Raw genomic sequence first — 24,575 nt, 5'->3', positions numbered from 1 at the left:
GCCTTCTTCGCACCAGGCCGTGACATGCCTTTCGGCATGATGGGGCGTGATCAGCCGCCTTCATCGCCCCGCTCCTGCGGGGTTGGCTTCAGGATCATCCCCAGGGCCTCCTCTCTGGCCCCGAAGCGTCCCCGGCCTCACCCCTCCAAGGGAAGCGGACAGATCACATGCCAAAATGCGGACAGATCATCTGCTCTCTACAGACGAAGGGACAAGCCGTTGACGGAAGGGCGTCGTCACGCCACAATGGGGCCTTCCGTAAACCCTAAGCCCCCCTGATCTATCCAAGCGTGGGTAAAGCCAGCCCGGTCGAGGAGAGGGGACTCATGCTTTCCAGCTCGTTCACCATGAGACGTTGGGACCGAGGGCTCCGGCACGCGCTCCTCGCGAGCCTGACCGGCTCATGGTGCGTTTTCGCCGCCGGCTCCGCCCATGCGTCCTTCAAGGCGTTCCTCCCGGGCGGCGACGGTGTCGTCTTCCCGAGCGCCGCGGACGGGAGGGTCACGCCGACGCCTTCGATCCAGGCCTATCATCTCGCGCCCGGGGAGCACATCAAGCTCGATGGGCACCTCGACGATCCGGCCTGGGAGAACGCCGAGGCGGGGAGCGGCTTCAAGGTATGGGAGCCGGACCGTGGAACGATCCCTTCCGAGGAGACCGTCTTCAAGGTCGCCTACGACGAGGGCGCGATCTATTTCGGCGTCGCCTGCCATGAGAAGGATCCCTCCAAGGTCACGGCGCGGCTCTCGCGGCGCGACCGCTTCAGCAATTCCGACATCGTGAGCGTCTACATCGACCCCTACCTCGACCACACGACCGGGTACAACTTCAAGGTGAACCCGCTCGGCGTTCTCCTGGACGGCTACATGTACAATGACGGGGACCGGGACGACAATTGGGACGCGGTCTGGGAGGCCCAGACCTTCCGAGATCAGGACGGCTGGTACGTGGAAATGCGCATCCCGTTCTCCGCGATCCGCTATCGCACGGCCGCGTCCATGACCTGGGGGCTCGAGGTCTACCGCTACATGCACGGCCGGGGCGAGGACACCGCGTGGGTGACCTGGGACCGTGCCGCGAAAGGCTTTGTCAGCCGCTGGGGGCAGCTCACCGGGATCCAGGGGGTGCCGTCCCCGCGCCAGCTCGAGATCATGCCCTACGTGGTCGGAAGGGCCACCGATCCGCCGCAGATCGGGAACGAGAGAATCGACAAGTTCGAAAACGTGGGGGCCGATCTCAAGTATGGCGTCACCGCCGATCTCGCGCTGAACGCGACGGTGCAGCCCGATTTCGGCCAGGTCGAGGCCGACCCGGCGGTGCTCAACCTCTCCCCGTTCGAGACGTTCTTCGACGAGAAGCGCCCCTTCTTCATCGAGGGGAGCCGCCTCTTCCAGCATCCCGATTTCAATCTCTTCTATTCGCGGAGGATCGGCACCGGGGATCCCAATTCGCGCATTCGCTACGCGGCCAAGCTGACCGGGAAGGCCGCGGGCAACGTGACGGTCGCGGCGCTCGTGGCCTCGACCGACGTCACCGGCCGCGGGCAGGCGCACAACCTCTTGAAGAACGGGGAGCGGCTCTCCCGGTATTTCGTGGGCCGCTTCGGGAAGCAGTTCAACGGCGGCCTCCAGCGCTTCAACGTCATGGGGACCGCCGCCGTGAACACGGCGAATCGCGACGCGTTCGGGGACTTCGCGTCCCGCGAGGCGTACACGAGCGGCGTCGACTTCGACCTGTTCTCCAAGGGCCGGGTCTACAACATCCAGGGCTCCGTGGTCTCCTCGGTCATCGATCCCGAGGGATCGGCGGGGGATTCGACCGTGAACGGCGCGAAGAGCTACGGCTCGGGCGGCTCCCTCGACCTCCGGAAGGTCGGTGGCAACTGGCGCGCCGGCGTGAACGGACGATGGGAATCGGCGACGCTCGACATCAACGACCTCGGGTTCCTCGAATCGCCAGACGAGATGGGGATGAGCGGGTTCGTCACCCACATCTACAATCCCGAAGGGAAGAGCAAGACCTGGAACCAGGGCAACTACAACCTCAACTTCTGGAAGAATTTTCTCTACGGCGGACGCAAGGGATACGACATCAACACCGGGCAGGAGGTCTGGTCCTACGGCCGCGGGCACAAGCAGTGGATGGGTGCCGAGGTGAACAGCTGGATGCAGCTGCGCGACTACCGCGAGGTGTGGTGGGGGACGAATTTCCAGACCGAGGGGACGCGCCGGTACGAGACGCGCGGCGGGCCGCTCATGCGGGAGCCGGCGACGTACGGCGGCTGGGCCGGCTTCAAGACCGACACGCGGAAGGGGTTCGTGTTCCGGTTCGACGGGAACCATTACCGCGACACATCGCTCAATCACGACACGAACGGCGAGATCGAGGTGCAGTGGAACCAGAGCAGCGCCGTGAACCATGACCTCGTTGCGTCGTTCCACAACCGCAAGGACGACACGCAGTACATCGCGACGGTGGACGTCGCGTCACACCCCGGAGCCCAGGGGATCGGCGGGCTGAGCTACCTCTTTGGTCGAATCCACCAGCAGACGGCGAGCCTCACCCTCCGGACCAACCTGCTCTTCAGCCGCAATAAATCGCTCGAGATCTACGCGCAGCCGTTCATCACGGTCGGGAACTACAGCGAAGTCCGCGAGCTGATCCGGCCCGACTCCTACGACTTCATCCACTACATGGAGCCCGGGGTCGATCCCCGGAGCTACGACTTCAGCTTCACGGCGGTGAATTGGAACGCGGTCTATCGATGGGAGTATCGGCCCGGGAGCACGATCTACCTCGTCTGGACGCAAGGCCGCTCCGCGTTCGACCAGCGGAGCTTCCACGCCGGATCCCCGGGAACGTTCGCCAACGACATCCGGCTCGGCAGTCTCTTCGGGACTGAGCCCGAGAACAAGGTCCTCGCGAAGATCACCTACTGGTTCGCGATCTGACCCCTGGATGAAGCCCTGGCCGGCCGACCCGGGCGAGAGGGCGCGCTACGCCCAGGCGATCTTCCATCGAGTCGCGCCCCGCTACGACGCTCTGACGCGGGTCCTCTCCTTCGGCCAGGACGGCCGCTGGAAGGCGCGGCTCGCCGCGGAAGCGAGAGATCTTGGCGAACGCGCGCGCGTCCTCGACCTCGCGACCGGAACCGCGGCCTTCCCGATTCTCCTCCGCCGGGCGGGGTGCGGTGGGCCGATCGTCGGGCTCGATTTGAGCGCCGACATGCTCGCCCGGGCCCGGCGGAAATGCTCCGGGGACACGGGAATTTGGTTTCTGCGCGGGGATCTCGGCCGGCTTCCATTCGCCGACGGTTCCTTCGACGCGGTCACGATCGGATACGGCTTGCGCTACCCGGCCGACCTCCGTGGCTTTCTCGCCGGGATCCTACGCCTCCTTCGTTCGGGGGGGCGATTCCTGACCCTCGATTTTGGTCTGCCCGAAAACCGAGCGTACCGCTCGGCCGCGCTGGGATATCTCCTGGCGTTCGGCTCGATCTGGGGATGGGTCCTCCACGGACGCCCCGGGACCTACGCGCACATCGTGGAATCGCTCCGCGCCTACCCAGGGCAGCGGGCCTTCATCGCGCTGATGAACGAGCTCGGGTTTGCCGATATCGCCCTCGAAGAGCATCTGGGCGGCATCGCGGCCACGATCTGCGCTCGCAAGCCCTGACCCAACTTCCGTATCCTTATCCTTGCTGGCCCAGGCACCTTTAGGTTAGTTCTACCCCGCCCTAGGGAGGGACCCACGAGTGGCCGTTTTTGTCGTCGTCATGCTCGTCCTGATCGCCTGGATCGCGGTTTTTGCCGTCCCCGCGATTCGGCGGCGCATCCTCACGCCGTTCCTCATGAAGGCCATGGCCAGGGCGCTCCCGCGGATGGGGGACACCGAGAGGATCGCGCTCGAAGCGGGAACGGTCTGGTGGGACGGCGAGCTTTTCTCCGGTCGCCCGGACTGGAAGAAGCTCCTCGATTTTCAATGCAAACCCCTGAGCGCCCGCGAGCGAGCGTTCCTCGACGGGCCGGTCGAGGAGCTTTGCGCCATGGTCGACGAGTGGAGGGTCGAGAAGGAGCATGACCTTCCTCAGGACGCATGGCGTTTCATCAAGGAGAAGAAATTCTTCGGGATGATCATCCCCGAAGAGTATGGCGGGCTCGGCTTCTCCGCTCTCGCGAATTCCGCGGTGGTCACCAAGATCTCGAGCCGAAGCGTCGCCGCGGCCGTGACCGTCATGGTGCCGAACTCGCTCGGCCCCGCCGAGCTTCTCCTCCACTACGGGACGGAGGAGCAGAAGAGGCACTACTTGCCGAGGCTCGCGACGGCGGAAGAGATCCCGTGTTTCGCCCTCACGGGACCCGAAGCGGGAAGCGACGCCGCCTCGACGAAGAGCCGGGGAGTTGTATGCCGCGGGGAGTACCGGGGGAGGGAAGTCCTCGGCATGCGGCTCAACTGGCGGAAGCGCTACATCACGCTCGCCCCCGTGACGACGCTGATCGGCCTGGCGTTCCGCCTCTACGATCCCGACCATCTCCTCGGCGACAAGGAAGATCTGGGCATCACCCTCGCCCTCATACCGCCGGACCTCCCGGGCATCGAAATCGGGAAACGCCACGATCCGCTCGGCGTGGCGTTCTTGAACGGACCGACGTACGGGAGGGACGTATTCGTTCCGCTCGATGCCATCATAGGCGGCAGGGCGCGCGTCGGGCAGGGCTGGCAGATGCTCATGGCGAACCTCGCCGCGGGTCGCGGGCTCTCGCTCCCGGGGCTTGCGACCGGAGCGGCGCAGCTTTCGGCGCGGGTCGCGGGCGCCTACGGCACCGTCCGGGAGCAGTTCGATCTTCCGATCGGCCGTTTCGAGGGGATCGAAGAGCAGCTCGCGCGAATCGGGGGGATGACCTACATCATGTCGGGCGCGCGGGTCCTGACCGCCGGGGCGGTGGACGCGGGGGAAAAGCCCGCGGTGATCTCGGCGATCATGAAGGCGTACCTGACCCAAGGAATGCGCACGGTCGTCAACGCGGCGATGGACATCCAGGCCGGCGCGGGAATCTCGAGAGGACCCAGAAATGTGCTCGCGCACGCCTACATGGCGGTTCCGATCGGGATCACCGTGGAGGGGGCGAACATTCTCACCCGCTCGCTGATCATCTTCGGGCAGGGCGCGATTCGGTGCCATCCCTACGTGCGCACGGAAATGGAATCGGTCGCGTCTCGGGATCTCGCCCGTTTCGACCGAGCGTTCTTCGCCCACATGGGATTCATCGCCTCCAACGTGTTGCGCTGCCTCGCCCATGCGATCACAGGTTCCCGCTTCGCGCGACCCGACGTTCCGGGGCCGGCGGGGGATTATCTCGCGCGGTTCACCCGGATGAGCGCCGCGTTCGCGCTCGTATCCGACGCCGCCATGGCAACCCTGGGAGGGCAGCTCAAGCGCCGGGAGAAGCTCAGCGGGCGGCTCGCGGACGCGCTCGCTTGGCTCTACCTGGGATCGGCGACCGTGAAGAAGTACTGGGATGACGGAAGGGTGGATGCCGATCTCCCGTTTCTCCGCTGGGGATGCCAGAAGGCGCTGTATGAGATCGAGATGGCGCTGGTGGGGGTGTTGGAGAATCTGCCGAACCGCCCGGCCGCGTGGGCGCTGTCGGCGGCGATCTTCCCGTTCGGCTCCTACCGGGAGCCGCCGAGCGATGAAGTGGGCGCCGAGGTAGCGCGCGCCCTCCTCGACGGCCGCGAGGAGCGCTTGCGTCTTACGCGCGACATCTACGTGCCGCCCCCGGGCGATCCGGGGCTGGGGAGGCTCGAGGCGGCGCTCGGCAAAGTGGTCGCGGCCGCCCCCGCGCAACAAAAGGTCAAATCCGCGATCCGCGCGCGGAAGCTCGAGCGCGACCCGGAGGGGACGCTGCTCGATCGCGCGGTCGCCGCGGGCGTGATCGAGAGGTCGGACGGGTGCTTGATCCGCGAAGCGGAGGCCGCTCGCGACGACGCGATCCAGGTGGACGAGTTCGATTCGAGGCTCCTCGGGCCCTAGACGAATCCGGTTCGCGAAACGCAGGACGATGTGTTACGTTCTCGGCTCGTGAGCTCCCGCTTCGCCGCTCCGATCCTCGAACGGAGACCGAGGGCCATCCTGGCCCTCGAGGACGGCGTTTTCTTCGAAGGCCGCTCCTTCGGCAGGATGGGAGAAACCGAAGGGGAAGTGGTCTTCAACACCGGCCTCTGCGGCTACCAAGAAGTCCTCACCGATCCGTCCTACGCGGGCCAGATCGTCACGATGACGTATCCCCACATCGGAAATTACGGGGTGAACCGCGAGGACGTGGAGTCCACGCGTCCGCAGGTAGCAGGCTTCGTCGTGAGGGAAATCTCGACCGTGGCCTCTTCCTGGCGCTCGAGCGGCGAGCTGCACCGCTACTTGGACGAAGCCGGGGTCGTGGGGCTGAGCGAGATCGACACGCGCGCGCTGACGCGCCACCTGCGAATCCACGGCGCGAAGCGTGGCGTGATCTCCTCGCTTTCCCAGAATCGAGACGACCTTGTGGATCGCGCCCGGGCGTCCCGGGATATGGCCGGACTGGATCTCGCGCGCGAAGTCACGTGTGAGAAGCCCTACCGGGTCGAAGCGAACGCCGGAGACGGCGGCGGGACCCTGTCCGGGATCGGCGGTCGCGCGTTCCACGTCGTGGCCTACGACTTCGGCATGAAGCGCAACATACTCCGCATGCTTTCGGCGGCGGGATGCAATATCACCGTCGTGCCCGCCACGACCTCCGCCGAAGCGGCGCTCGCGCTCGAACCGGACGGCATCTTCCTCTCGAACGGCCCCGGCGATCCCGAGCCCTGCGTCTACGCGATCGAGGCGACGCGCGAGCTGATCCGCGCCAAGCCGACCTTCGGGATCTGCCTCGGGCATCAGATCATGGGCCTGGCGTGCGGCGGAGAGACCTTCAAGCTCAAGTTCGGCCACCGCGGCGCGAACCACCCGGTGAAAAACCTGAACACCGGCCAGGTCGCGATCACGTCCCAAAACCATGGCTTCGCCGTCTTGCCCACGCTCTTCGACGATCCTGAATTGGAGCTCACCCACGTGAATCTGAACGACGGCACGGTCGAGGGATTCCGCCACCGCGACCTGCCCGCGTTCTCGGTTCAGTACCACCCCGAAGCTAGCCCTGGACCGCACGATAGCCACTATCTCTTCACCCAGTTCCTGAAGCTGATGGATTCCGGCGAGCCCCCTCGTTCGCTCCCCAGAGCGCACGCCGCGGGAGTCCCGGTCGGGCTCTGACGCGATGCCGAAGGACAGCTCCCTCCGTTCGATCCTGGTTCTAGGATCCGGGCCGATCGTGATCGGCCAGGCGTGCGAATTCGACTATTCCGGGACCCAAGCCATCAAGGCCCTTCGCGGCGAGGGCATCCGGGTTTCGCTCGTGAACTCCAATCCCGCGACGATCATGACGGATCCCGAGTACGCGGACCGGACCTACGTCGAACCGCTCACGCCCGACATCGTGGAGAAGATTCTGATTCGCGAGCGTCCCGACGCGGTGCTGCCCACGGTCGGAGGGCAGACCGCGCTCAACCTCGCCGTCGACCTTTCGCGGCGGGGCGTGCTCGACCGGCTGGGCATCCGCCTCATCGGCGCGAGCCGGAAAGCGGTCGAGGTCGGGGAGGACCGGCGGCTCTTCAAGGAGGCCATGAGCCGAATCGGATTAGACCTTCCGCGGAGTGGGTTTGCGCGGAGTCTCGAAGAGGCCAGACGGGTGCTCGACGTGACCGGCCTGCCTGCCGTGATCCGCCCCTCGTTCACCTTGGGCGGGAGCGGCGGCGGGATCGCCTTCAACGGCGATGAGTTCGAAGCGGTCGTCTCGCGCGGCCTCGATCTCTCCCCGGTCCGCGAGATCCTGGTCGAGGAGTCGGTGCTCGGCTGGAAGGAGTACGAGCTCGAGGTCATGCGCGATCACGCGGACAATTTCGTCGTGATCTGCTCGATCGAGAATTTCGATCCGATGGGAATCCACACCGGCGACTCGGTCACCGTGGCGCCGGCGCAAACCCTGACCGACCGGGAGTACCAGACGATGCGGAACGCGGCCCGGCGGGTGATCCACGAAGTCGGGGTGGAAACGGGCGGCTCCAACATCCAGTTCGCGGTCGATCCGGAGAGCGGGCGCATGGTCGTGATCGAGATGAATCCCCGGGTCTCTCGCTCCTCGGCGCTCGCAAGCAAGGCGACCGGATTTCCGATCGCGAAGATCGCGGCGCTCCTCGCGATCGGCTACAGCCTCGACGAGATCAAGAATGACATCACGCGCGTCACGCCCGCCTCGTTCGAGCCCGCCATCGACTACGTCGTGGTGAAGATCCCGCGCTGGGCGTTCGAGAAATTCCGGGACGCCAGCCCCAGCTTGGGGACGCAGATGAAATCGGTGGGCGAGGTGATGGCGATCGGGAGGACGTTCAAGGAGGCGCTCCAGAAGGGCCTCCGCGGCCTCGAGATCGGAGCCAGCGGGTTCTCGCGGGATGACCTGGACGACGACCGCATCCGGGAGAAGCTCCTGACGCCCGATCCGGACCGGATCTTCTACGTCAAGCGCGCGCTCGATCTGGGCTGGCCGCAGGCGAAGATCCACCAGATGACCGGGATCGATCCCTGGTTCCTGGACCAGATCCAACAGATCGTCGAGCTGGAACGGACGATCCGGCCGGGGATGGACGGAGAGGCCCTGCTCGAGGCGAAGCGGATGGGCTTCTCGGACACGCGGATCGGTTCTCTGACGGGAGTGGACGAGGCGGCGGTTCGCTCCAGACGCGAACGCGAGGGGATCTTCCCGGTCTACAAGCGCGTCGACACATGCGCGGCCGAGTTCGAATCCTACACGCCCTACCTTTATTCAACCTACGAACAGGAGTCCGAGGCCCTTCCCACCGAACGGCGCAAGGTGATGATCCTGGGCAGCGGTCCCAACCGGATCGGGCAGGGGATCGAGTTCGATTACTGCTGCTGCCACGGCTCCTTCGCGTTCCAGGAGTGTGGGTACGAGACCATCATGGTCAACTGCAACCCCGAAACCGTCTCGACCGACTACGACACCTCCGACCGGCTCTATTTCGAGCCGCTCACCTTCGAGGACGTAATGAACATCGTCGAGCTGGAGCGCCCCGAGGGGGTCGTGATCCAGTTCGGGGGCCAGACTCCGCTCAAGCTCGCGCTGCCGCTCCACCGCGCCGGGGTCCGCATCCTCGGGACGAGCCCCGACGCGATCGATCTCGCCGAAGACCGCAAGCGTTTCAGCGCGCTTCTCTCCGCGCTCGACATTCCCCAGCCGAGGAGCGGTACGGCGGTATCGCTGGAGGAAGCCAAAGACGTCGCGACCCGCATCGGCTACCCGGTTCTCGTCCGCCCTTCCTACGTGCTCGGCGGCCGCGCGATGGCGATCGTCTACGATGAATCGCACCTTGAGGGATACGTGCGTGACGCGGTCAACGCTTCGCCGGAGCATCCCGTGCTCGTGGACCGCTTCCTCGAGGACGCCTGCGAGGTCGACGTCGACGCGCTGGGGGACGGGGAGCGCGTGGTGATCGGTGGGATCATGGAACACATCGAAGAGGCGGGGATCCACAGCGGCGACTCCTCCGCGGTGCTCCCCCCCTACAAGATTCCGCGCCGGCACCTGGATACGATTCGAGACATGACGCGGCGGCTCGGGCTCGCGCTCGAGGTTCGAGGGCTGATGAACGTCCAATTCGCGATCCAAGGGGAGGCGGTCTTCGTTCTCGAGGTGAACCCCCGCGCTTCCCGCACGGTGCCCTTCGTGAGCAAGGCCACGGGAGTGCCGCTCGCCAAAGTCGCGGCCCGGATCATGGCGGGACGCACGCTTCGAGAGCAGGGGATTACCGAGGATCTCGGCGTGAGCCGCTTTTTCATCAAGACGCCGGTCTTCCCGTTCCTGAAATTCCCCGGGAGCGACATCCTCCTGGGCCCCGAGATGAAGTCCACCGGCGAGGTCATGGGGATCTCGGATGATTTCGGAATCGCTTTCGCCAAGGCGCAGGCCGCGGCGGGCAACAGCATCCCGACGGAGGGCACGGCGTTCATCAGCGTGAACGATTACGACAAGGGAGGGGTGCTGCCCCACGCGCGCTCGCTCCACGAGATCGGCTTTCGGATCCTCGCGACGCGGGGCACGGCCGAGTTTCTGAACGCTCAGGGCGTTCCGGCGCAAGCGGTGTTCAAGGTGAACGAGGGGCGGCCGAACGTCGTCGATCGGATCAAGAGTCGTGAGATTCATCTCATCATCAACACGCCGCTCGGCCGCGAGTCCTTCTACGACGACGGCGCGATCCGCACGAACGCAATCCTCCACGGCGTGCTCTGCGTCACGACCTTGACCGCGGCCGCCGCGACGGTCCAGGCGATCCGCGCGCTGCGGAAGCACGCGGTGACGGTGTCGACGCTGCAGGAGATCCACGAGCCGGCCGAGCCGCCCCAGCCCCTGGCCGCCGCCCCGGTGTGAACATCCTCCTTGCGGGCGGGACCGGGTTCGTGGGATCGGCCCTCGCGCGGCATCTCCAGGGGACCGGGCACCGGGTCTCGCTCTTGAGCCGCCGCCCCGCGGCTCCGGCGGGCCCGATACCGGTTTTCCACTGGGACCCGGAGCGGGAGGAATTGGAGCGAGCGGCGCTCGACGGAGTCGCCGCGGTCGTGAACCTCTCCGGGGAATCCCTCGCCGGAGGCCGTTGGACCGGGGCTCGCAAACAGCGCCTCGTTCAGAGCCGGGCCGGGAGCACGCGATTCCTCGTGAAAGAGATGCGGGAAGGGACGCCGCCGCCGCGCGTGCTCCTCAACGCCTCGGCGGTCGGGTATTACGGAAGCCGCGGCGAGGAGGTCCTCACCGAGGGGAGCTCCCCGGGCACGGGTTTCCTCGCCGAGCTGTGCCGGGCCTGGGAGGAGGCGGCGCTCTCCGCGCGCACGCCGGGAATGCGGGTGGTGGTCCTGCGCTTCGGCATCGTGCTCGATTCCACGGGAGGCGCGCTCGGCATGATGCTTCCGATCTTTCGGCTCGGGATCGGGGGCCCGCTCGGGAGCGGGAAGCAGTGGATGAGCTGGATCGCGATGCCGGATCTCCTCGGTGTGATCAGCCTGGCCCTCGACCGCGAGGGCGTGGAGGGGCCCGTCAACGTGGTCGCGCCGGCGCCTGTGCGAAACCGCGATTTCGCGCGTGCCCTGGGTCGGGTGCTGGGGCGGCCCGCGCTGATTCCCGCTCCCGCACCGGCGCTCAAGCTCCTCCTCGGGGAGATGGCGGAGGAGGCGCTTCTCTCGAGCGCACGCGTCGAGCCGGCGAGGCTTTCGACGCTGGGGTACGGGTTTCGCTTCCGGGATCTCGAGGGAACGCTGCGGCACGCCGTAGAGGAGTCGCACAAGGTGTCCTGATGGCCGGCCGCCGTGCCGCTTCGGGATGGGCGATGGACTCGATCGTAGGGTTCATTCGCCGCGGAGGAGGCGGCGAAGAACGAAGGTCAGGATGCCGTCGTTCTCGTAGTAGCGGACCTCCTGCGGCGTGTCGAGACGGACTTTGGCCCGGAACGAATCCGGCCCGGCCGCCTCCGCGCCCTGTCCCTTTCGATTCACCCGGACCGTGAGCTCGGTGGCGCGCGCCGCGTCGGTCCGGAGCGCCGTGGCGATGCCTTCGACGTCGTACGTTTCCTTCCCCGTCAGACCCAGCGTCTCGGCGCTCTGACCCTCCTGGAATTGAAGGGGAAGGACGCCCATGCCGATCAGGTTGCTCCGATGGATCCGCTCGAAGCTTTCGGCGATGACGGCGCGCACGCCGAGCAGCTTGGGCCCTTTCGCGGCCCAGTCGCGGGAGGACCCCGAGCCGTATTCCTTTCCCGCGATCACGACCGTCGGCACACCCTCCTTCGCGTACCGCATCGCGGCGTCGTAGATCGACATCTGCTCTCCGCTCGGGAGGTGCATCGTGTACCCCCCCTCGACCCCCGGGACCATCCTGTTCCGGATCCGCGTGTTCGCGAACGTGCCGCGCACCATCACCTCATGGTTCCCGCGCCGCGAGCCGTAGGAATTGAAATCGAGGGGCTGGATCCCGTGCTCGATCAAATAGCGCCCCGCCGGGCTGTCTTTCTTGATCGAGCCCGCGGGTGAGATGTGATCGGTGGTGACGCTGTCCCCCAGCAGCGCGAGCACCCGCGCGCCCCGCACGTCTTGCGGCGCGGGGGGCGTGGCCGGCATGTCGTCGAAGTACGGCGGGCGCTTGACGTAGGTCGACGTTGCCTCCCACGCGTAGCGGTCCCCTTGGGGCACGGGGAGATTTCGCCACGTCTCGTCCCCGGTGTACACGTCGCGGTACGTCTCACGGAACGTCTCCGACCGGACCGCCGCGTGGATCGTCTCGTCGATTTCCTTTTGCGTCGGCCAGAGATCGCGCAGATAGACCGGCTTCCCGTCCGAGCCTTCGCCCAGAGGTTCAGAGGTGATGTCCAGGTCCATCCGCCCCGCGAGCGCGTACGCCACCACGAGCGGCGGGGAGGCGAGATAGTTCGCGCGCACCTCGGGATGGATGCGCCCCTCGAAGTTCCGGTTCCCGCTCAGGACGGAGGCCACAACCAGCTCCTGGTCTTCGATCGCCTTCGAGATCGGCGCCGGAAGCGGCCCGCTGTTCCCGATGCACGTCGTGCACCCGTAGCCGACCGTGTAGAAGCCGAGGGCTTCGAGGTGCTGCGCGAGCCCGGCTCGCTTCAGGTACTCGGTGACCGCCTTGGAGCCGGGGGCCAAGCTCGTCTTGACCCAGGGTTTCGTTCGTAGCCCGCGCTCCACGGCCCGCTTTGCGATGATCCCGGCACCCACCATCACGGAGGGATTCGACGTGTTGGTGCAGCTCGTGATCGCGGCGATCACGACCGCACCGTCGCGCAGCGGGAAGGACTCGCCCCCCATCGTCACCTGGGGGAGCGTCGCGGTCGCCCGCTGGATCGCGCCGTCGCCTCCTTCCTCCTCCCAGAGCTCGAGCGGCCGGCCGGCGGCGGCGGGCGCGACTTTCGCGACCCGCATCGTGGGGAGCGCCTCCGCGAAATTCCGTTTCGCGTCGCGAAGGGGTACGCGATCCTGAGGCCGACGCGGTCCCGCGAGGCTCGGCTCCACGCTCGCGAGATCCAAGGAAAGGGTGTCGGAGTAGGCTGCCTCGGGGCTGTTCGGGGCGTGAAAGAGCCCCTGCTCCTTGGCGTACGATTCGATCAGCCGGACCTGCTCCGGCGCTCGTCCGGTGAATTCGAGATAGCGGAGCGTCTCGGCGTCGATCGGGAACATTCCGCACGTGGCCCCGTACTCGGGCGACATGTTCGCGATCGTGGCGCGATCGGCGACCGGGAGCGAGGCCAGGCCCGGTCCGAAGAATTCCACGAACTTCCCGACCACGCCCTTCTTGCGGAGCATTTCGGTGACGGTGAGCACGAGATCGGTCGCCGTCGCCCCCTCCCGGAGGGAGCCGGTCATGCGAAAGCCGATCACCTGGGGCAGGAGCATCGAGACCGGCTGCCCGAGCATGGCCGCTTCCGCTTCGATTCCGCCGACGCCCCAGCCCAGAACCCCCAGGCCGTTGATCATCGTCGTGTGGGAATCGGTGCCGATGAGCGTGTCGGGGTAGGCCTGAGGCCGATCGCCTCCGGTCGAGAACACGACCCGCGCGAGGTACTCCAGATTGACCTGATGCACGATCCCGGTCGCCGGCGGAACCACGCGGAAGTTTTCAAACGCCCGTTGCCCCCAGCGGAGGAAGAGGTATCGCTCGCGGTTTCGCTCGAACTCCTTCTTCGCGTTGATCAGGAGCGCCGCGCTCGAGCCGTACTCGTCCACCTGCACCGAGTGGTCGATGACGAGCTCCGCGGGCTGGAGCGGATTGATCCGCTTGGGATCCCCGCCCAGCTTCGCCATCGCGTCGCGCATGGCGGCCAGGTCCACCACCGCGGGCACGCCGGTGAAGTCCTGCAAGAGCACGCGGCCCGGAGTGAACGCGATCTCACGGCTCGGCTCCGCCTTGGGATCCCACCGCGCCACCGCTTCGACGTCCTCGGCGCGCACCACGCGACCGTCCATGGTGCGGAGCAGGTTCTCGAGGAGGATCCGCATGGAGTAGGGAAGACGTGCCACCGGAAGGCCCGCCTTGGCGAGCGTCTCCAGCCGGAAGATCTCGTAACGGCGTTCCCCGACCTTGAGCGTCGAGCGTGCCCCGAAAGCATCGTCCATGTGGCTCACTCCATCTTGGATTCGCGGATCGAAACCGGGCGTCATGAAAACGCGGGCCGCGGAAACGGAGTGAGGATACCGGAACGAGGCGGCTTCTGGGAATCCGCCGTTCGAATCGGGATCCGGCCGGGCGGTCAGATCTCGCTTCTAGATCGAGGCACGGTCACTTACATTCTGCGGCCATGCCCCGCGCGCAAACCCACCCCCGGTTCACATGGATCCACGGGATCCTTCTCGCGGCCGTCGTGGCCGCGCTGGTTTGGATCGGCATCGAATCGGCACCCTTCTTCACCCGCCCGCGCCTGGAAGGGTTCCTCCGAGGCGCCGGGCATTGGGGCCCCCTGATCCTGCTCGGGCTCCAGATCGCCCAGATTCTTGTCGCGCCGATCCCGGGTGTTTTCATGCCGATTCTCGCGGGGGCTCTGTATGGCCCCGTGGTGGGCGTTCTCATCGCCTCCGTCGGGACGCTGGTCGGATCGTCCGCCGCGTACGCGATAGGGAGCCGTGCGGGCTTGCCGCTCCTCAAACGGTGGGTAGGCACCGAGAATGTCGACAGGGCCAACGCGATCGTCGGGGGAAAGCGGTGGCTCGCGCTCGTGCCCATCTTCCTGGTGCCTTTCTCGCCCGCCGACGCGATTTGCTTCGTCGCCGGGATGATCGGAATCGATCCAAGCCGCTTTTTTCTCTCGGTCCTGATCGGACGATTGCCGAAAGACTGCGCCCTCGCCCTGGCGGGCGCGGGACTGATCCGCCTCGGGAGTTTGGTCGCGCCTTCCGGCTAGGGATGCTGCCCTTTGCGGACGATCTTGACGGGTGTGCCGGCGGGAATGATCGCGGTCGCGCGCATGTTGTTCAAAATCGCCGTTTCCTCGAGGCTCAGGGCCTGGGGCCCCAGACCGTTCACGAAGTCGGCGAAGGTCGTCTGCCGGTCGGCGGTGACGATTGCCAGGCGATCCGGGGTCACGTTGAGCCTGCTCGGGTCCCGGAGGGCGGCGATGCTCCGGATCGAGGCGAGAACCTGCTCGGCCGCGACATCGTTCGGGGAGCGTGTGAACCCAAGTACTTGTAAGAACTGACCGGGTCGATAGCGCACGAATCCCGCGATGAGGCTCTGTCTCCCACCCTCGCCGCTCACGAGCACCTGCCCGATCCAGGCCGAGTAATCACGGAAATTCTCCGACCTGCCCGATGCATCCAGGATCTTTTTCTCCTGGGTGAGCCATTGGACGTACTGCTCCGGAGTCGCCGTGCTGTCCTTCGTCCGCTGGAGGGTCACCTCCATCGCGCCTCCCAGCGACTGATTCACGGCGTTGACCGAGCTCGGCTGGTTGAGGGTCTTCCAGCCGTCGGGGAAGATCATCTCGATCCCGAGGTCGGGGTGATAGAAGCGATTCCCGACGAAAAAGCCCCCGCGCGGGTCGTCTCCGAAAATGATCCCGTTGATCCGGGCCCGGTACTTCGGCGCGTGGATCACGATATCCCGCCGTCCACCCGCGACCGCCGCCTGCGCGAGCTGCGACGTGCGGATCTCGCGGTCACCGGGGTCGGGATGCGTCGAGAGAAACCCGGGGAGCTGCTCTCCCTGGCGCTCCGAGACGCGCTTCAGCATGGAGTAGGTGCCGGGTATTTCGCGTGGGTCGTAGCCCGCCTTGGTCGTGTATCCCACGCCCAGCTCGTCCGCCTGGGTTTCGTTGTCGCGGCTGTATTTCAAGAAGAGAAGCCCGAGCCCCTCCTGCGCCAACCCGCTGTAGGGCCGGAGGGCTCCGACGAAGACCGTCCCGACGAGCAGGCCGACGCCCGCGATCTGAGAGCGGGTGATCTGCTGGGCGCTGTGGCGCGCGGTGACGTGGCCGATTTCGTGGCCCAGGACGCCGGCCAGCTGCGCTTCCGAATTCAAATAGGCGAGGATCCCGCGCGTGATATAGATGTAGCCCCCCGGAATCGCAAACGCGTTGACGACCGGGCTGTCGAGAACGCGGAAGTGCCATCCCAGAGTGGGCAGGTGGGAGATCGAGCCGAGCCTCTGTCCGACGGAATCGACGTAGCGCTGCACCGTGGAGTCTCCGTAGAGACCGTATTCCGCCGCGACGGCGGGATCGGATTCGCGCCCGATCTCCAGCTCCTTGCTCGTGCTCACCAGCGAGATCTGGCGCTTGCCGGTGGCCGGATTGGTCGCACAGCCCCCGAGTGCGAGCGCGAGAACCGCGAGCAATGCGGCCGGCGCGAGAACGACCGCGCGGCACGAGCATCGGGGCATGTCTCTCTCCCATGGCCGAGGTGGTAGCGACGAATCCCTGTCCGCGGTTATAGTAACACCCGATCCCGAGCCGGTTCCGGAAATTAGGCGAAAACCGAGGTGCGCATGCCCACCACTTCCGTCGATCAAGCCCAGCTGTGCGTCAACACCATCAAGTTCCTGGCGGCCGACGCCGTCGAGAAGGCGAAATCGGGACACCCCGGCGCTCCCATGGGCGCCGCGGATATGGCGTACGTGCTCTGGGCGAAGTACATGAGATTCGATCCGGGCGATCCTCTGTGGCCGAATCGCGACCGGTTCGTGCTCTCCGCCGGGCACGCGTCGATGCTGCTTTATTCGCTCCTCCATCTTTTCGAATTCGATCTCCCGATGGAGGAGCTGCAGCGGTTTCGCCAGTGGGGTTCGAAGACCGCCGGCCATCCCGAGTACGGCCATGCGCCCGGCATCGAGGCGACGACCGGCCCGCTGGGCCAGGGTTTCGCGAACGGCGTCGGCATGGCGCTCGCGCAGCGGATGATGCAGGCGAGACTCAAGCGCCATTCAGACCTCCTCAATCACCGGATTTTTGGGATTGTGAGCGACGGGGACCTGATGGAAGGAATTTCCTCCGAGGCCGCCTCGCTCGCGGGGCACTGGGGTCTCGGAAACCTGAACTATCTCTACGACGACAATCGCGTCTCGATCGAAGGGCCGACCCCGCTCGCCTTCTGTGAGGATGTGGGGAGGAGGTTCGAAGCGTACGGTTGGCACGTCGAGGTCGTCGATGGGAACGACCGCGACCATGTGGACCAGGCGCTCTTTCGCGCGGTGGCCGACGAGATGCGGCCGTCGCTCATCGTGGCCCGCACGGTCATCGCGAAGGGCGCGCCCACAAAGCAGGGCACCGCGAAGGCGCACGGCGAGCCGCTGGGCGAAGAGGAGCTGAACCGCGCGAAGGAGGGGGCGGGCTGGCCCCTCTCGCCGGCGTTTTACATCCCTGAGGAGGCGCGGGCGCACTTCCACGCGCTCGCCGAGGAGAAGAGGAAGGAGAGAGCGGAATGGGATAAGCGCTACCAGGCCTTTCGGCGGGAGGACGCGGCAGGCGCTGTGGTTTGGGACGCGTACTTCAAGCGCCACGTTCCTCCGAATATCGACGAGGTCCTCTCCGCGGCCGCCCCGCTCCAGGAAGCCGCGACGCGGGTTCACTCGGGCAACGTGATCCAGGCGGCCGCCAAGGCGGTGCCTTCCTTGGTCGGAGGCTCCGCCGACCTCGAACCTTCCACGATGACCGGAATCAAGGGAGGCGGCGACGTTTCCCCCGCGGGGCTCACCTGCGGCGCGCCGGTGAATTACACGGGGCGCACCCTCCACTTCGGAGTCCGTGAGCACGCGATGGGCGGAATCGGAAACGGGATGTCGCTCTACGGATCCTTCATTCCTTACCTCGGCACGTTCCTCATTTTCTCCGACTACATGCGCCCTTCGATCCGTCTCGCGGCCCTGATGGGGATCCGCGTGATCTACGTGTTCACGCATGACAGCGTGTTCTTGGGAGAGGACGGCCCCACCCACCAGCCGGTCGAGCACCTCCCGTCGCTGCGGCTGATCCCGGGGCTCGAGGTGTGGCGTCCCGCGGACGCGCTGGAGACCGCGATGGCTTGGGCCCGCGCGATCGGCCGGGAACGAGGCCCCACCGCGCTCGTGCTCACACGTCAAAAGCTCAAGCCCGTCATACGACGCGATGGATTCGACCGCCGGGACATCCTGCGCGGCGGGTACGTCCTGGAGGACGCGAAGGGGGGATCGCCGGATCTCGTGATCGTCGCGACCGGATCCGAAGTGCCGCTCGCCCAGGAGGCCCGAAAGCGCCTCGAGTCGAACGGAGCCCGAGCCCGCGTCGTCTCGATGCCGTGTGTCGAAGCGTTCCGCTCCGAGCCGGAAACCTATCGGGAGGCGGTGATCCCGAGCGGCACTCGGCGCATCGTGATCGAGGCCGCCCGCACCGAACCGTGGTGTGAGCTCCTGGGCCTGGACTGCCTCCGAATCGGTCTGAACCGATTCGGGGCCTCGGCCCCCGCGTCCGCGATCGCGGAGCACCTTGGATTCACCCCCGAATCCGTTGTGGAGACGGTCCAACGCTGGCTGGGACGTTCATGAGCGTTTCGTGAACGCGCGATCTCGCGCGCTCCCGCTTCTGCTCCTCGCGGCCGCCGCCGCCTCGCTCGTGCCGTTCATCGGCTACCTGACCGACGATTCCTTCATCTACCTCCAATTCGCGAAACACCTCGTCCAGGGCAAAGGATTTTCGTTCAACGCGGGCGAGCCCACCTACGGCGCGACCAGCCCGCTCTGGGTGTTCCTCCTTGCGCTCACGGGTAAGGTCCTTCCGATGGAGGCCGCCGCGCCGCGCGACGCCTCGTGGATGCCGGCGCTCGCCTGGGTCGCGAAGGCGTACGGCGCGGTATTCCACGTGCTCACGGTCTGGCTCTTGACGCGGATCGGAAGAAGGCTCGGATGGGACGAGTGGACCTCGCTCGGGCTGGGCCTTCTCATCGCGGCGCACGCGTGGGCCATGCGATGGGCCCTCTCCGGGATGGAATCGCCGCTCGCGACCGCGTGCGTCGCGCTGGCGCTCTACGGGCTCGCGGGCATTCTGCTCCAGGGCCGACCGGGGTGGGGAACCGGGATGGCGCTCGGCCTCGCCTCCCTCGCGCGACCCGAATGCCACCTCCTCGCGGCGCTCGGGCTCCTCGCCGTGTGGGCGGGCGCCGAACGGGGCTTCCGCCGCGCGGTCGAGCTCCTCGGGGGAGTCTCGCTCGTCCTCCTGCCCTGGCTCGTCACCGCGTGGGGATGGTTTCATACGGTGCTCCCCAACACCGCGGCCGCGAAGTCGGGGGCGTGGGTCAGGCCCGGGCTCGCGATCGCGGCGATTCATGCCGCCTTCCAAATCGAGCTTGTGACCGACGCGCTACCCCTCGCGCTCTTTGTCTTGGTCCTCGCGTTCGGAAGCCGCTCGACGGCGCTTCCGGGGACGCGCGGGCGGCGCCTCTTTTGGAGCGTTTGCGCCGCGTGGCCCGCGCTCCTGATCCTGACCTTCGCCCTCGGGGGCGTGCAGGTTGTGTCGCGGTACCTACTCCCGGCGACTCCGTGCGTGCTCCTCCTGGGCATGGCATCGCTGAGATGGGTGGTCGCCACCAGCGCCCCGAGGCGATACGCGCTGGCGCTACCCGTTTTTCTCTGCGCGTTCACGCTGCAAAACGCGCTCTTCACCTGCCTCGTGGGCGTGCCGAGCACGCGGGCGCACACGCGCGGATTGCGGGCGTCCTTGGTCTCGATCGGAATCTGGGCGCGGGACCGGACGCCGCCCGGCGCCTCCTTCGCGGTCCCCGACATCGGCGCGTTCGGGTACTACTCCGATCGCCCCGTCCTGGATCTGTATGGACTCGTCACCCCGGAGATCGCGCCGGTCGTCGTGCGCGAGGGGTACGACGCGGTGGTTCGGCGGCTCCTCTTCGAGAAAGCGGGAAGGCCGGATTACCTCATCGATCGACACGCCGTGCGAGCAAGGCTCGCCGACGGAGGCGATGAAACCAGTCCCTACCGGTTCATCTTCGCGCGTGAGATTCCGAACCTCGGGATTACGCGTCCGGGAACCTACTACTACTCGGTCTACGCCATCGATTGGAAGGTCGTGGACCGGACCCGGGTTCGCATCGCCCGGTCCGGGGGCGTGGGCCGTCGCGGGCCCATTGCCCGGGGCGCGTCGGGGGCGTATACTGACGCGGGGAAGACCGCTCACCTTCGCGCTTCGCCGAGGCGACAAGCATCGTACATTCAATGGCTTATCCTCAGGGGCTCAAGCCCCGTATCAGGCTTGGTTCGCGCCGGTCCGCGGTGTGCCGCCGGCTCGTCGGACCGATCAGGCTCGGGGCGCCGCTCGCCGCCTGCCTGATCTTGGCCCTGGCGACCGCGGCGCGGGCCCAGCTTCCTCCGAGGGTGCCGCGGGCGGCGCCGGATCCGCGGCGCGCCGCCCCGTTTCTTCCAACCACCCAGCCGTCGGGTCTCGGCTCTCCCGTGGACTGCGTGATCGTCGCCCCCGATTCGCTCGCGGACATCTACCAGAAGCTCGCGGACTACCACACCCGGACCGGCATCGCGACCGTGGTTCGCAATCTTTCTACCGTCCGCGCCGCAGACCCCCGCTCGAACGACCTCGCGCAGGCCATCCGAAGCTTCATCCAGGCGGCCCACCGTCTCTGGGGGACCCGCTGGGCCGTGCTCGCCGGCGACCACGACGCGATTCCGATGCGCTACGCCCGCGCGAATTTCTCCCAAACGATCGACATCCCGAGCGACGCCTACTACGCGGATCTGGACGGGACGTGGGATGGAAACGGAGACGGAATCTACGGGGAGGTGGCCGACAGCCTCGACATGAACCCCGACATCGCGGTGGGCAGGCTTTCCGCCGCCACGCGGTCGGAAGCTCAGGTCTTGGTCTCGAAAGCGCTCCGCTACGCAACCAACCCGCTCGCGCCGCCGCTCTCGAAGCATCTGATCCTCGCCGAGGTGCTCTTCCCGTACGCGTGGCAGCCGGGGCAGCTCATCTCGGTGGATGGCGCGGTGCAGGGGGAATCGCTCAAGGTGCGCGCGCCGGCCTGCGCCAGGGTCGATCGCTACTATGAGAACGTGAACGCCTATCCCGGCGCGATGCCGCTCACCAAGGCCGCCACCCTGGCCGCCCTCGGGCGAGGATACGGCATCGTGAATCACATCGGACACGGAGCGCGCTCGCAGCTCTCCATCGGGAGCGAGAATCTCACGATGCCCGACCTGGCGACGCTCGCGAACGGGGACTCCCTCCCGCTCTGGATCTCCTCGAATTGCTCCTCGGCGGCTGTGGATTACGAATGCGTGGCCGAGGAGGTCGTCCGGAATCCGGCGGGAGGAGCGCTCGCGTACGTGGGCGCGACCCGGGAGGCCTGGCCCGGCGTGAGCTACACCATCTCGACCCGTCTGACCGATTATCTCGAGACCGGCGCGCCGACGACGCTCGGCGAAGCGGTCGAGAACGCGCGTGCGGCGCTCCTGCCTCAGGCCCGAAGCGAGACCCAGGAGCGTTGGGGCTATTTCGAGACGGTTCTCCTGGGAGATCCCGCGATTCCGCTCTGGCGTTGCCCTCCCACGTCCCTTGCGGTGACGCGGCCTTCCAGCGTGACGCTGAGCGTGGGCCGATTCACCGTGACCGTGCTCGCATCCGGCGCGCCGGTCGAGTCGGCGCTGGTGGTGGCTTGGAAACAGGGAGAAGATTACCGGCCGGCCTTCACCGACGCCGCCGGACACGCGACCGTGCTGTTTCACCCGGGAAGCACCGGCAAATTCTCGCTCGCCGTGACCGCCCCGGGCCGTCTTCCTTTCCTCGACTCGCTTACCGTCACCGCGGACGCACCGGCGCATTTCACGCTCCTGAACGTCGGCGTGCGGGATTCGGTCGGTGGAGACGGGGACGGCTGTGCCGATGCCGGCGAGGCGTTCGCGCTCCAGGGAAGCGTGAAGAACGCGGGAACCGGGGGCGCGGCGGGGCCGGTCACGGTCGCGCTCTCGGCGCTGACGAGCGGTCTCACCGTGCTGCAAGGCGCCGCTTCGCTCCCCGCGCTCGGTGCCGGCGCCCAGGCGACCCTCCCCGACAGCCTTCGCATCCGCGCGCTCGCGGTTCCGGGAGCCTCCCGAGGGGAACGGCTCCGCGTGATCGTGCGCGACGGCGTCCGAACCGACACGACCGACGTGCCGATCGCGGTCGGCGCGGCCTCGCTCCTCCTCGCGTCCAATGGATTCGACGACAGCCCCGCCGCCGGCGGAAACGGGAACGGGCTCGTCGATCCGAACGAAACCGTGGTCTACCGCTTCACGATCGCGAACGAGGGAAGCGGCCGGGGACGGGGCCTCTCGGTCCACGCGAGAACCCCGGCGGCGGGGATCACCGTTCTCGATTCGGTTGCGAGCGTGGCGGACATCCTTCCCGGGGCCACGGGCACGAGCGCCTCGGTGCGAATCCGCTCGGGAGCGGTCGTGCCCGCGGGACGGCTGTTCGATCTCCGCGTCGATGACGCGTACTTCCACTCCTCAACCTTCGCGGTCGACCACACCGCCCCGGCTTCGCCCGTGGGGCTCAAGGCCGAGATTCCTGGATCGGACCGTGTCAGGATAGCGTGGGACCCGGTCGCGGCCGGCGACGGGTCGGGCTATCGGATCTACCGCGCCCTCGACAATGGAAGCCCGCTCGCGCTTCTCACGCCGGTCCCGGTCCGCCGCGTGTCCTCGTACGAGGATCCGGGGCTGCCGCCGCTCACGCGGTATCGCTATGCGGTCACCGCGGTGGATTCGGGCGGGAACGAAGGCGCGCGCTCCGCGCCGCTCATCGTGAGCACCAACCCGCCGTCGCTCGTCGGCTGGCCGGAGACCCTGGGGGAAGCGACATCCTCGAACGTCTGTCTGGCCGATCTCAACGGGGATTCGCGACCGGAGATTCTGGTCGGCGCGGAGTACCTGTACGTGTTCCGGCCGGACGGCACCGACTGGATCGACGGGGATTTGAACCCCGTCACGTCCGGAATCTTCAGCACGGCTCTCCACCACATTCCTTCCTCCCCCGCGGCGGCGGACCTGGATTTCGACGGCGTCCCCGAAATCATCGCCGCTTCCTGGAACGACTCGAGTGTTGCGGTTTGGCACGCGAACGGGACCATGGCCTCGGGCTGGCCCAGGAAGGGGGGCGCCCCCTTCTGGTCGACCCCCGCGGTGGGGGACATCGATGGAGACGGCAAACCCGAAATCGTGATCGGCTCGAACACGAACAAGGTCTATGCGTGGCACGCGAACGGGGCTCCGGTGCGCGGGGCGAGCGGGGTCCTGTTCACGCCTCAGGGGAGCGTGATCTCGTCTCCCGCGATCGCGGATCTGGGCGGTGACGGCGTGCGCGAGATCGTCTTCGGCACCTCGGCGGGACACGTCTACGCGATCCACGCCGATTCTTCCACGGTGTGGGACGTGGCGGTCAGCGGTCTCGCCAGCTCCTCGCCGGCCATCGGCGACGTGATTCCCGGAGGAGGGCTCGAGGTGGTGTTCGGCTCCGCCAACGACAGCGTCTACGTGCTCACCGCGTCGGGGCAGCGGGCGCCCGGGTGGCCCCGGCCTCTCGAGCTGACACCCGGAAACGGACGCGTGCCCTCCCCGGTCCTGGCGCGGCTCCTCGCGCCTCTGGGGGATCCGCGTTTCGATGTGGTCGCATGCGGTACGGACGGCCGTGTCATGGCATGGGATCCCGGGGGCAACGTCCTGCCCGGATTCTCCAACCTGACGGTCGGCGCCGCGACGGAGGCCTCTCCCGCGGTGGCCGATCTTGACGGCGACGGGTCGCTCGAGATCCTGATCGGCGCGGAAGACCGGAGGCTCTACGCGTTTCACGCGGACGGCACGGCCGTGAGCGGTTTCCCGATCGAGATCGGCGCCGAAGCGCGCAGCACGCCCGCCATCTGGGACGTCGATCTGGACGGTGCCACCGATATCGTGCTCGCCGGGTGGGACCGCGCCGTGCACGCGTGGCGCTATCCCGGGATGTTCCTCTCGAGCGGGATGGCCTGGCCGATGTTCCATCACGACAACTGGAGGACGGGGCTCGCCACCTTCCCGGTGCTCACGGCGGTCGATTCCGTGCCGCCGGGCGACGGGCCGCCGGGGCCGCCGCTCCTATGGAAACGCTCCTGGCTCGGCCAGAACCGACCGAACCCCTTCAACCCGACAACGTCGATCGGATACGCGGTCTCCGGGACCCGCCCCCAGACCGTGCTCATCCAGATTTTCGACGTCCACGGACGCCTCGTCTCGACGCCGGTTTCGCGGCCGTTCGATCCCGGCTATTATGAGTTTCGCTGGGACGGTCACGACGACCACGGTCGGCCGGTCTCCTCCGGCGTCTATTTCTACCGCGCCGCGATCGGACCCAACGCGTTTTCAAGGAAAATGGCGCTCTTGCGCTGAGCGGCTTCTCGCCGCGGCACCCATTCCATCACGAGA

General features: G+C 67.1%; 12 protein-coding genes. 10 read left to right on the top strand and 2 right to left on the bottom strand.

All coding sequences use genetic code 11. From position 1 onward, the window contains the following. Positions 1 to 326: 326 nt before the first annotated feature. The 6 genes from E6K76_04615 to E6K76_04590 all read left to right on the top strand — a co-directional run bounded on the left by E6K76_04615 (position 327) and on the right by E6K76_04590 (position 11,437). A complete protein-coding gene (locus E6K76_04615) occupies positions 327 to 2,951 on the top strand; it encodes a hypothetical protein (GenBank protein TMQ59563.1) in 2,625 nt (874 codons plus the stop codon). 7 nt (positions 2,952 to 2,958) lie between these two features. Then, positions 2,959 to 3,675: a methyltransferase domain-containing protein gene (locus E6K76_04610; protein TMQ59562.1), complete on the top strand. Its 717-nt coding sequence runs from the start codon at positions 2,959 to 2,961 to the stop codon at positions 3,673 to 3,675. 100 nt (positions 3,676 to 3,775) lie between these two features. Further along, complete coding sequence (locus E6K76_04605; GenBank protein TMQ59568.1) at positions 3,776 to 6,034, top strand: acyl-CoA dehydrogenase; 2,259 nt, start codon at positions 3,776 to 3,778, stop codon at positions 6,032 to 6,034. Positions 6,035 to 6,106: 72 nt separating this feature from the next. Then, positions 6,107 to 7,291, top strand: coding sequence for a glutamine-hydrolyzing carbamoyl-phosphate synthase small subunit (gene carA, locus E6K76_04600; protein ID TMQ59567.1), 1,185 nt, complete (start codon positions 6,107 to 6,109; stop codon positions 7,289 to 7,291). 4 nt (positions 7,292 to 7,295) lie between these two features. After that, positions 7,296 to 10,520, top strand: a complete 3,225-nt coding sequence (carB, locus tag E6K76_04595; protein ID TMQ59561.1) for a carbamoyl-phosphate synthase large subunit — start codon at positions 7,296 to 7,298, stop codon at positions 10,518 to 10,520. Next, complete coding sequence (locus E6K76_04590) at positions 10,517 to 11,437, top strand: TIGR01777 family protein (GenBank protein TMQ59560.1); 921 nt, start codon at positions 10,517 to 10,519, stop codon at positions 11,435 to 11,437. Before carB ends, E6K76_04590 begins: the two co-directional genes overlap by 4 nt. Positions 11,438 to 11,488: 51 nt before the next feature. Here the strand turns inward: E6K76_04590 and acnA are convergent, their stop codons facing one another. Beyond that, entirely contained in the window at positions 11,489 to 14,266 is a 2,778-nt protein-coding gene (acnA, locus tag E6K76_04585; GenBank protein ID TMQ59559.1) for an aconitate hydratase AcnA, read from the bottom strand. Between the two features lie 182 nt (positions 14,267 to 14,448). Between acnA and E6K76_04580 the strand changes: the two genes are divergently transcribed. After that, positions 14,449 to 15,048 (top strand): TVP38/TMEM64 family protein, encoded by a 600-nt coding sequence (locus E6K76_04580; protein TMQ59558.1) that lies wholly within the window; start codon positions 14,449 to 14,451, stop codon positions 15,046 to 15,048. Here the strand turns inward: E6K76_04580 and E6K76_04575 are convergent. Continuing rightward, positions 15,045 to 16,523: a peptidase M48 gene (locus tag E6K76_04575; protein TMQ59557.1), complete on the bottom strand. Its 1,479-nt coding sequence runs from the start codon at positions 16,521 to 16,523 to the stop codon at positions 15,045 to 15,047. The genes E6K76_04580 and E6K76_04575 overlap by 4 nt on opposite strands. Before the next feature lie 105 nt (positions 16,524 to 16,628). Between E6K76_04575 and tkt the strand changes: the two genes are divergently transcribed. From tkt to E6K76_04560, 3 genes are read left to right on the top strand one after another with little or no spacing between them, the layout of a single operon-like run. Next, positions 16,629 to 18,659: a transketolase gene (gene tkt, locus E6K76_04570; protein TMQ59556.1), complete on the top strand. Its 2,031-nt coding sequence runs from the start codon at positions 16,629 to 16,631 to the stop codon at positions 18,657 to 18,659. Between the two features lie 7 nt (positions 18,660 to 18,666). Further along, entirely contained in the window at positions 18,667 to 20,454 is a 1,788-nt protein-coding gene (locus E6K76_04565) for a hypothetical protein (GenBank protein ID TMQ59555.1), read from the top strand. Next, entirely contained in the window at positions 20,397 to 24,539 is a 4,143-nt protein-coding gene (locus E6K76_04560) for a hypothetical protein (GenBank protein TMQ59554.1), read from the top strand. The genes E6K76_04565 and E6K76_04560 overlap by 58 nt, the downstream gene beginning before the upstream one ends. Positions 24,540 to 24,575: the final 36 nt, after the last annotated feature.

The organism is Candidatus Eisenbacteria bacterium, from assembly GCA_005893275.1.
Lineage (GTDB): Bacteria > Eisenbacteria > RBG-16-71-46 > SZUA-252 > SZUA-252 > WS-7.
The sequence above is the reverse complement of the archived record's forward strand: the minus strand, read 5'-3'. Positions and strand labels throughout refer to the sequence as shown.

Excerpts from the sequence above, each read along its gene's own strand:
- E6K76_04605 (TMQ59568.1), top strand. The coding sequence starts at position 3,776 with ATGCTCGTCCTGATCGCCTGGATCGCGGTTTTTGCCGTCCCCGCGATT.
- carB (TMQ59561.1), top strand. The coding sequence starts at position 7,296 with ATGCCGAAGGACAGCTCCCTCCGTTCGATCCTGGTTCTAGGATCCGGG.
- acnA (TMQ59559.1), bottom strand. The coding sequence starts at position 14,266 with ATGGACGATGCTTTCGGGGCACGCTCGACGCTCAAGGTCGGGGAACGC.
- E6K76_04615 (TMQ59563.1), top strand. The coding sequence starts at position 327 with ATGCTTTCCAGCTCGTTCACCATGAGACGTTGGGACCGAGGGCTCCGG.
- E6K76_04575 (TMQ59557.1), bottom strand. The coding sequence starts at position 16,523 with ATGCCCCGATGCTCGTGCCGCGCGGTCGTTCTCGCGCCGGCCGCATTG.
- tkt (TMQ59556.1), top strand. The coding sequence starts at position 16,629 with ATGCCCACCACTTCCGTCGATCAAGCCCAGCTGTGCGTCAACACCATC.
- E6K76_04580 (TMQ59558.1), top strand. The coding sequence starts at position 14,449 with ATGCCCCGCGCGCAAACCCACCCCCGGTTCACATGGATCCACGGGATC.
- E6K76_04610 (TMQ59562.1), top strand. The coding sequence starts at position 2,959 with ATGAAGCCCTGGCCGGCCGACCCGGGCGAGAGGGCGCGCTACGCCCAG.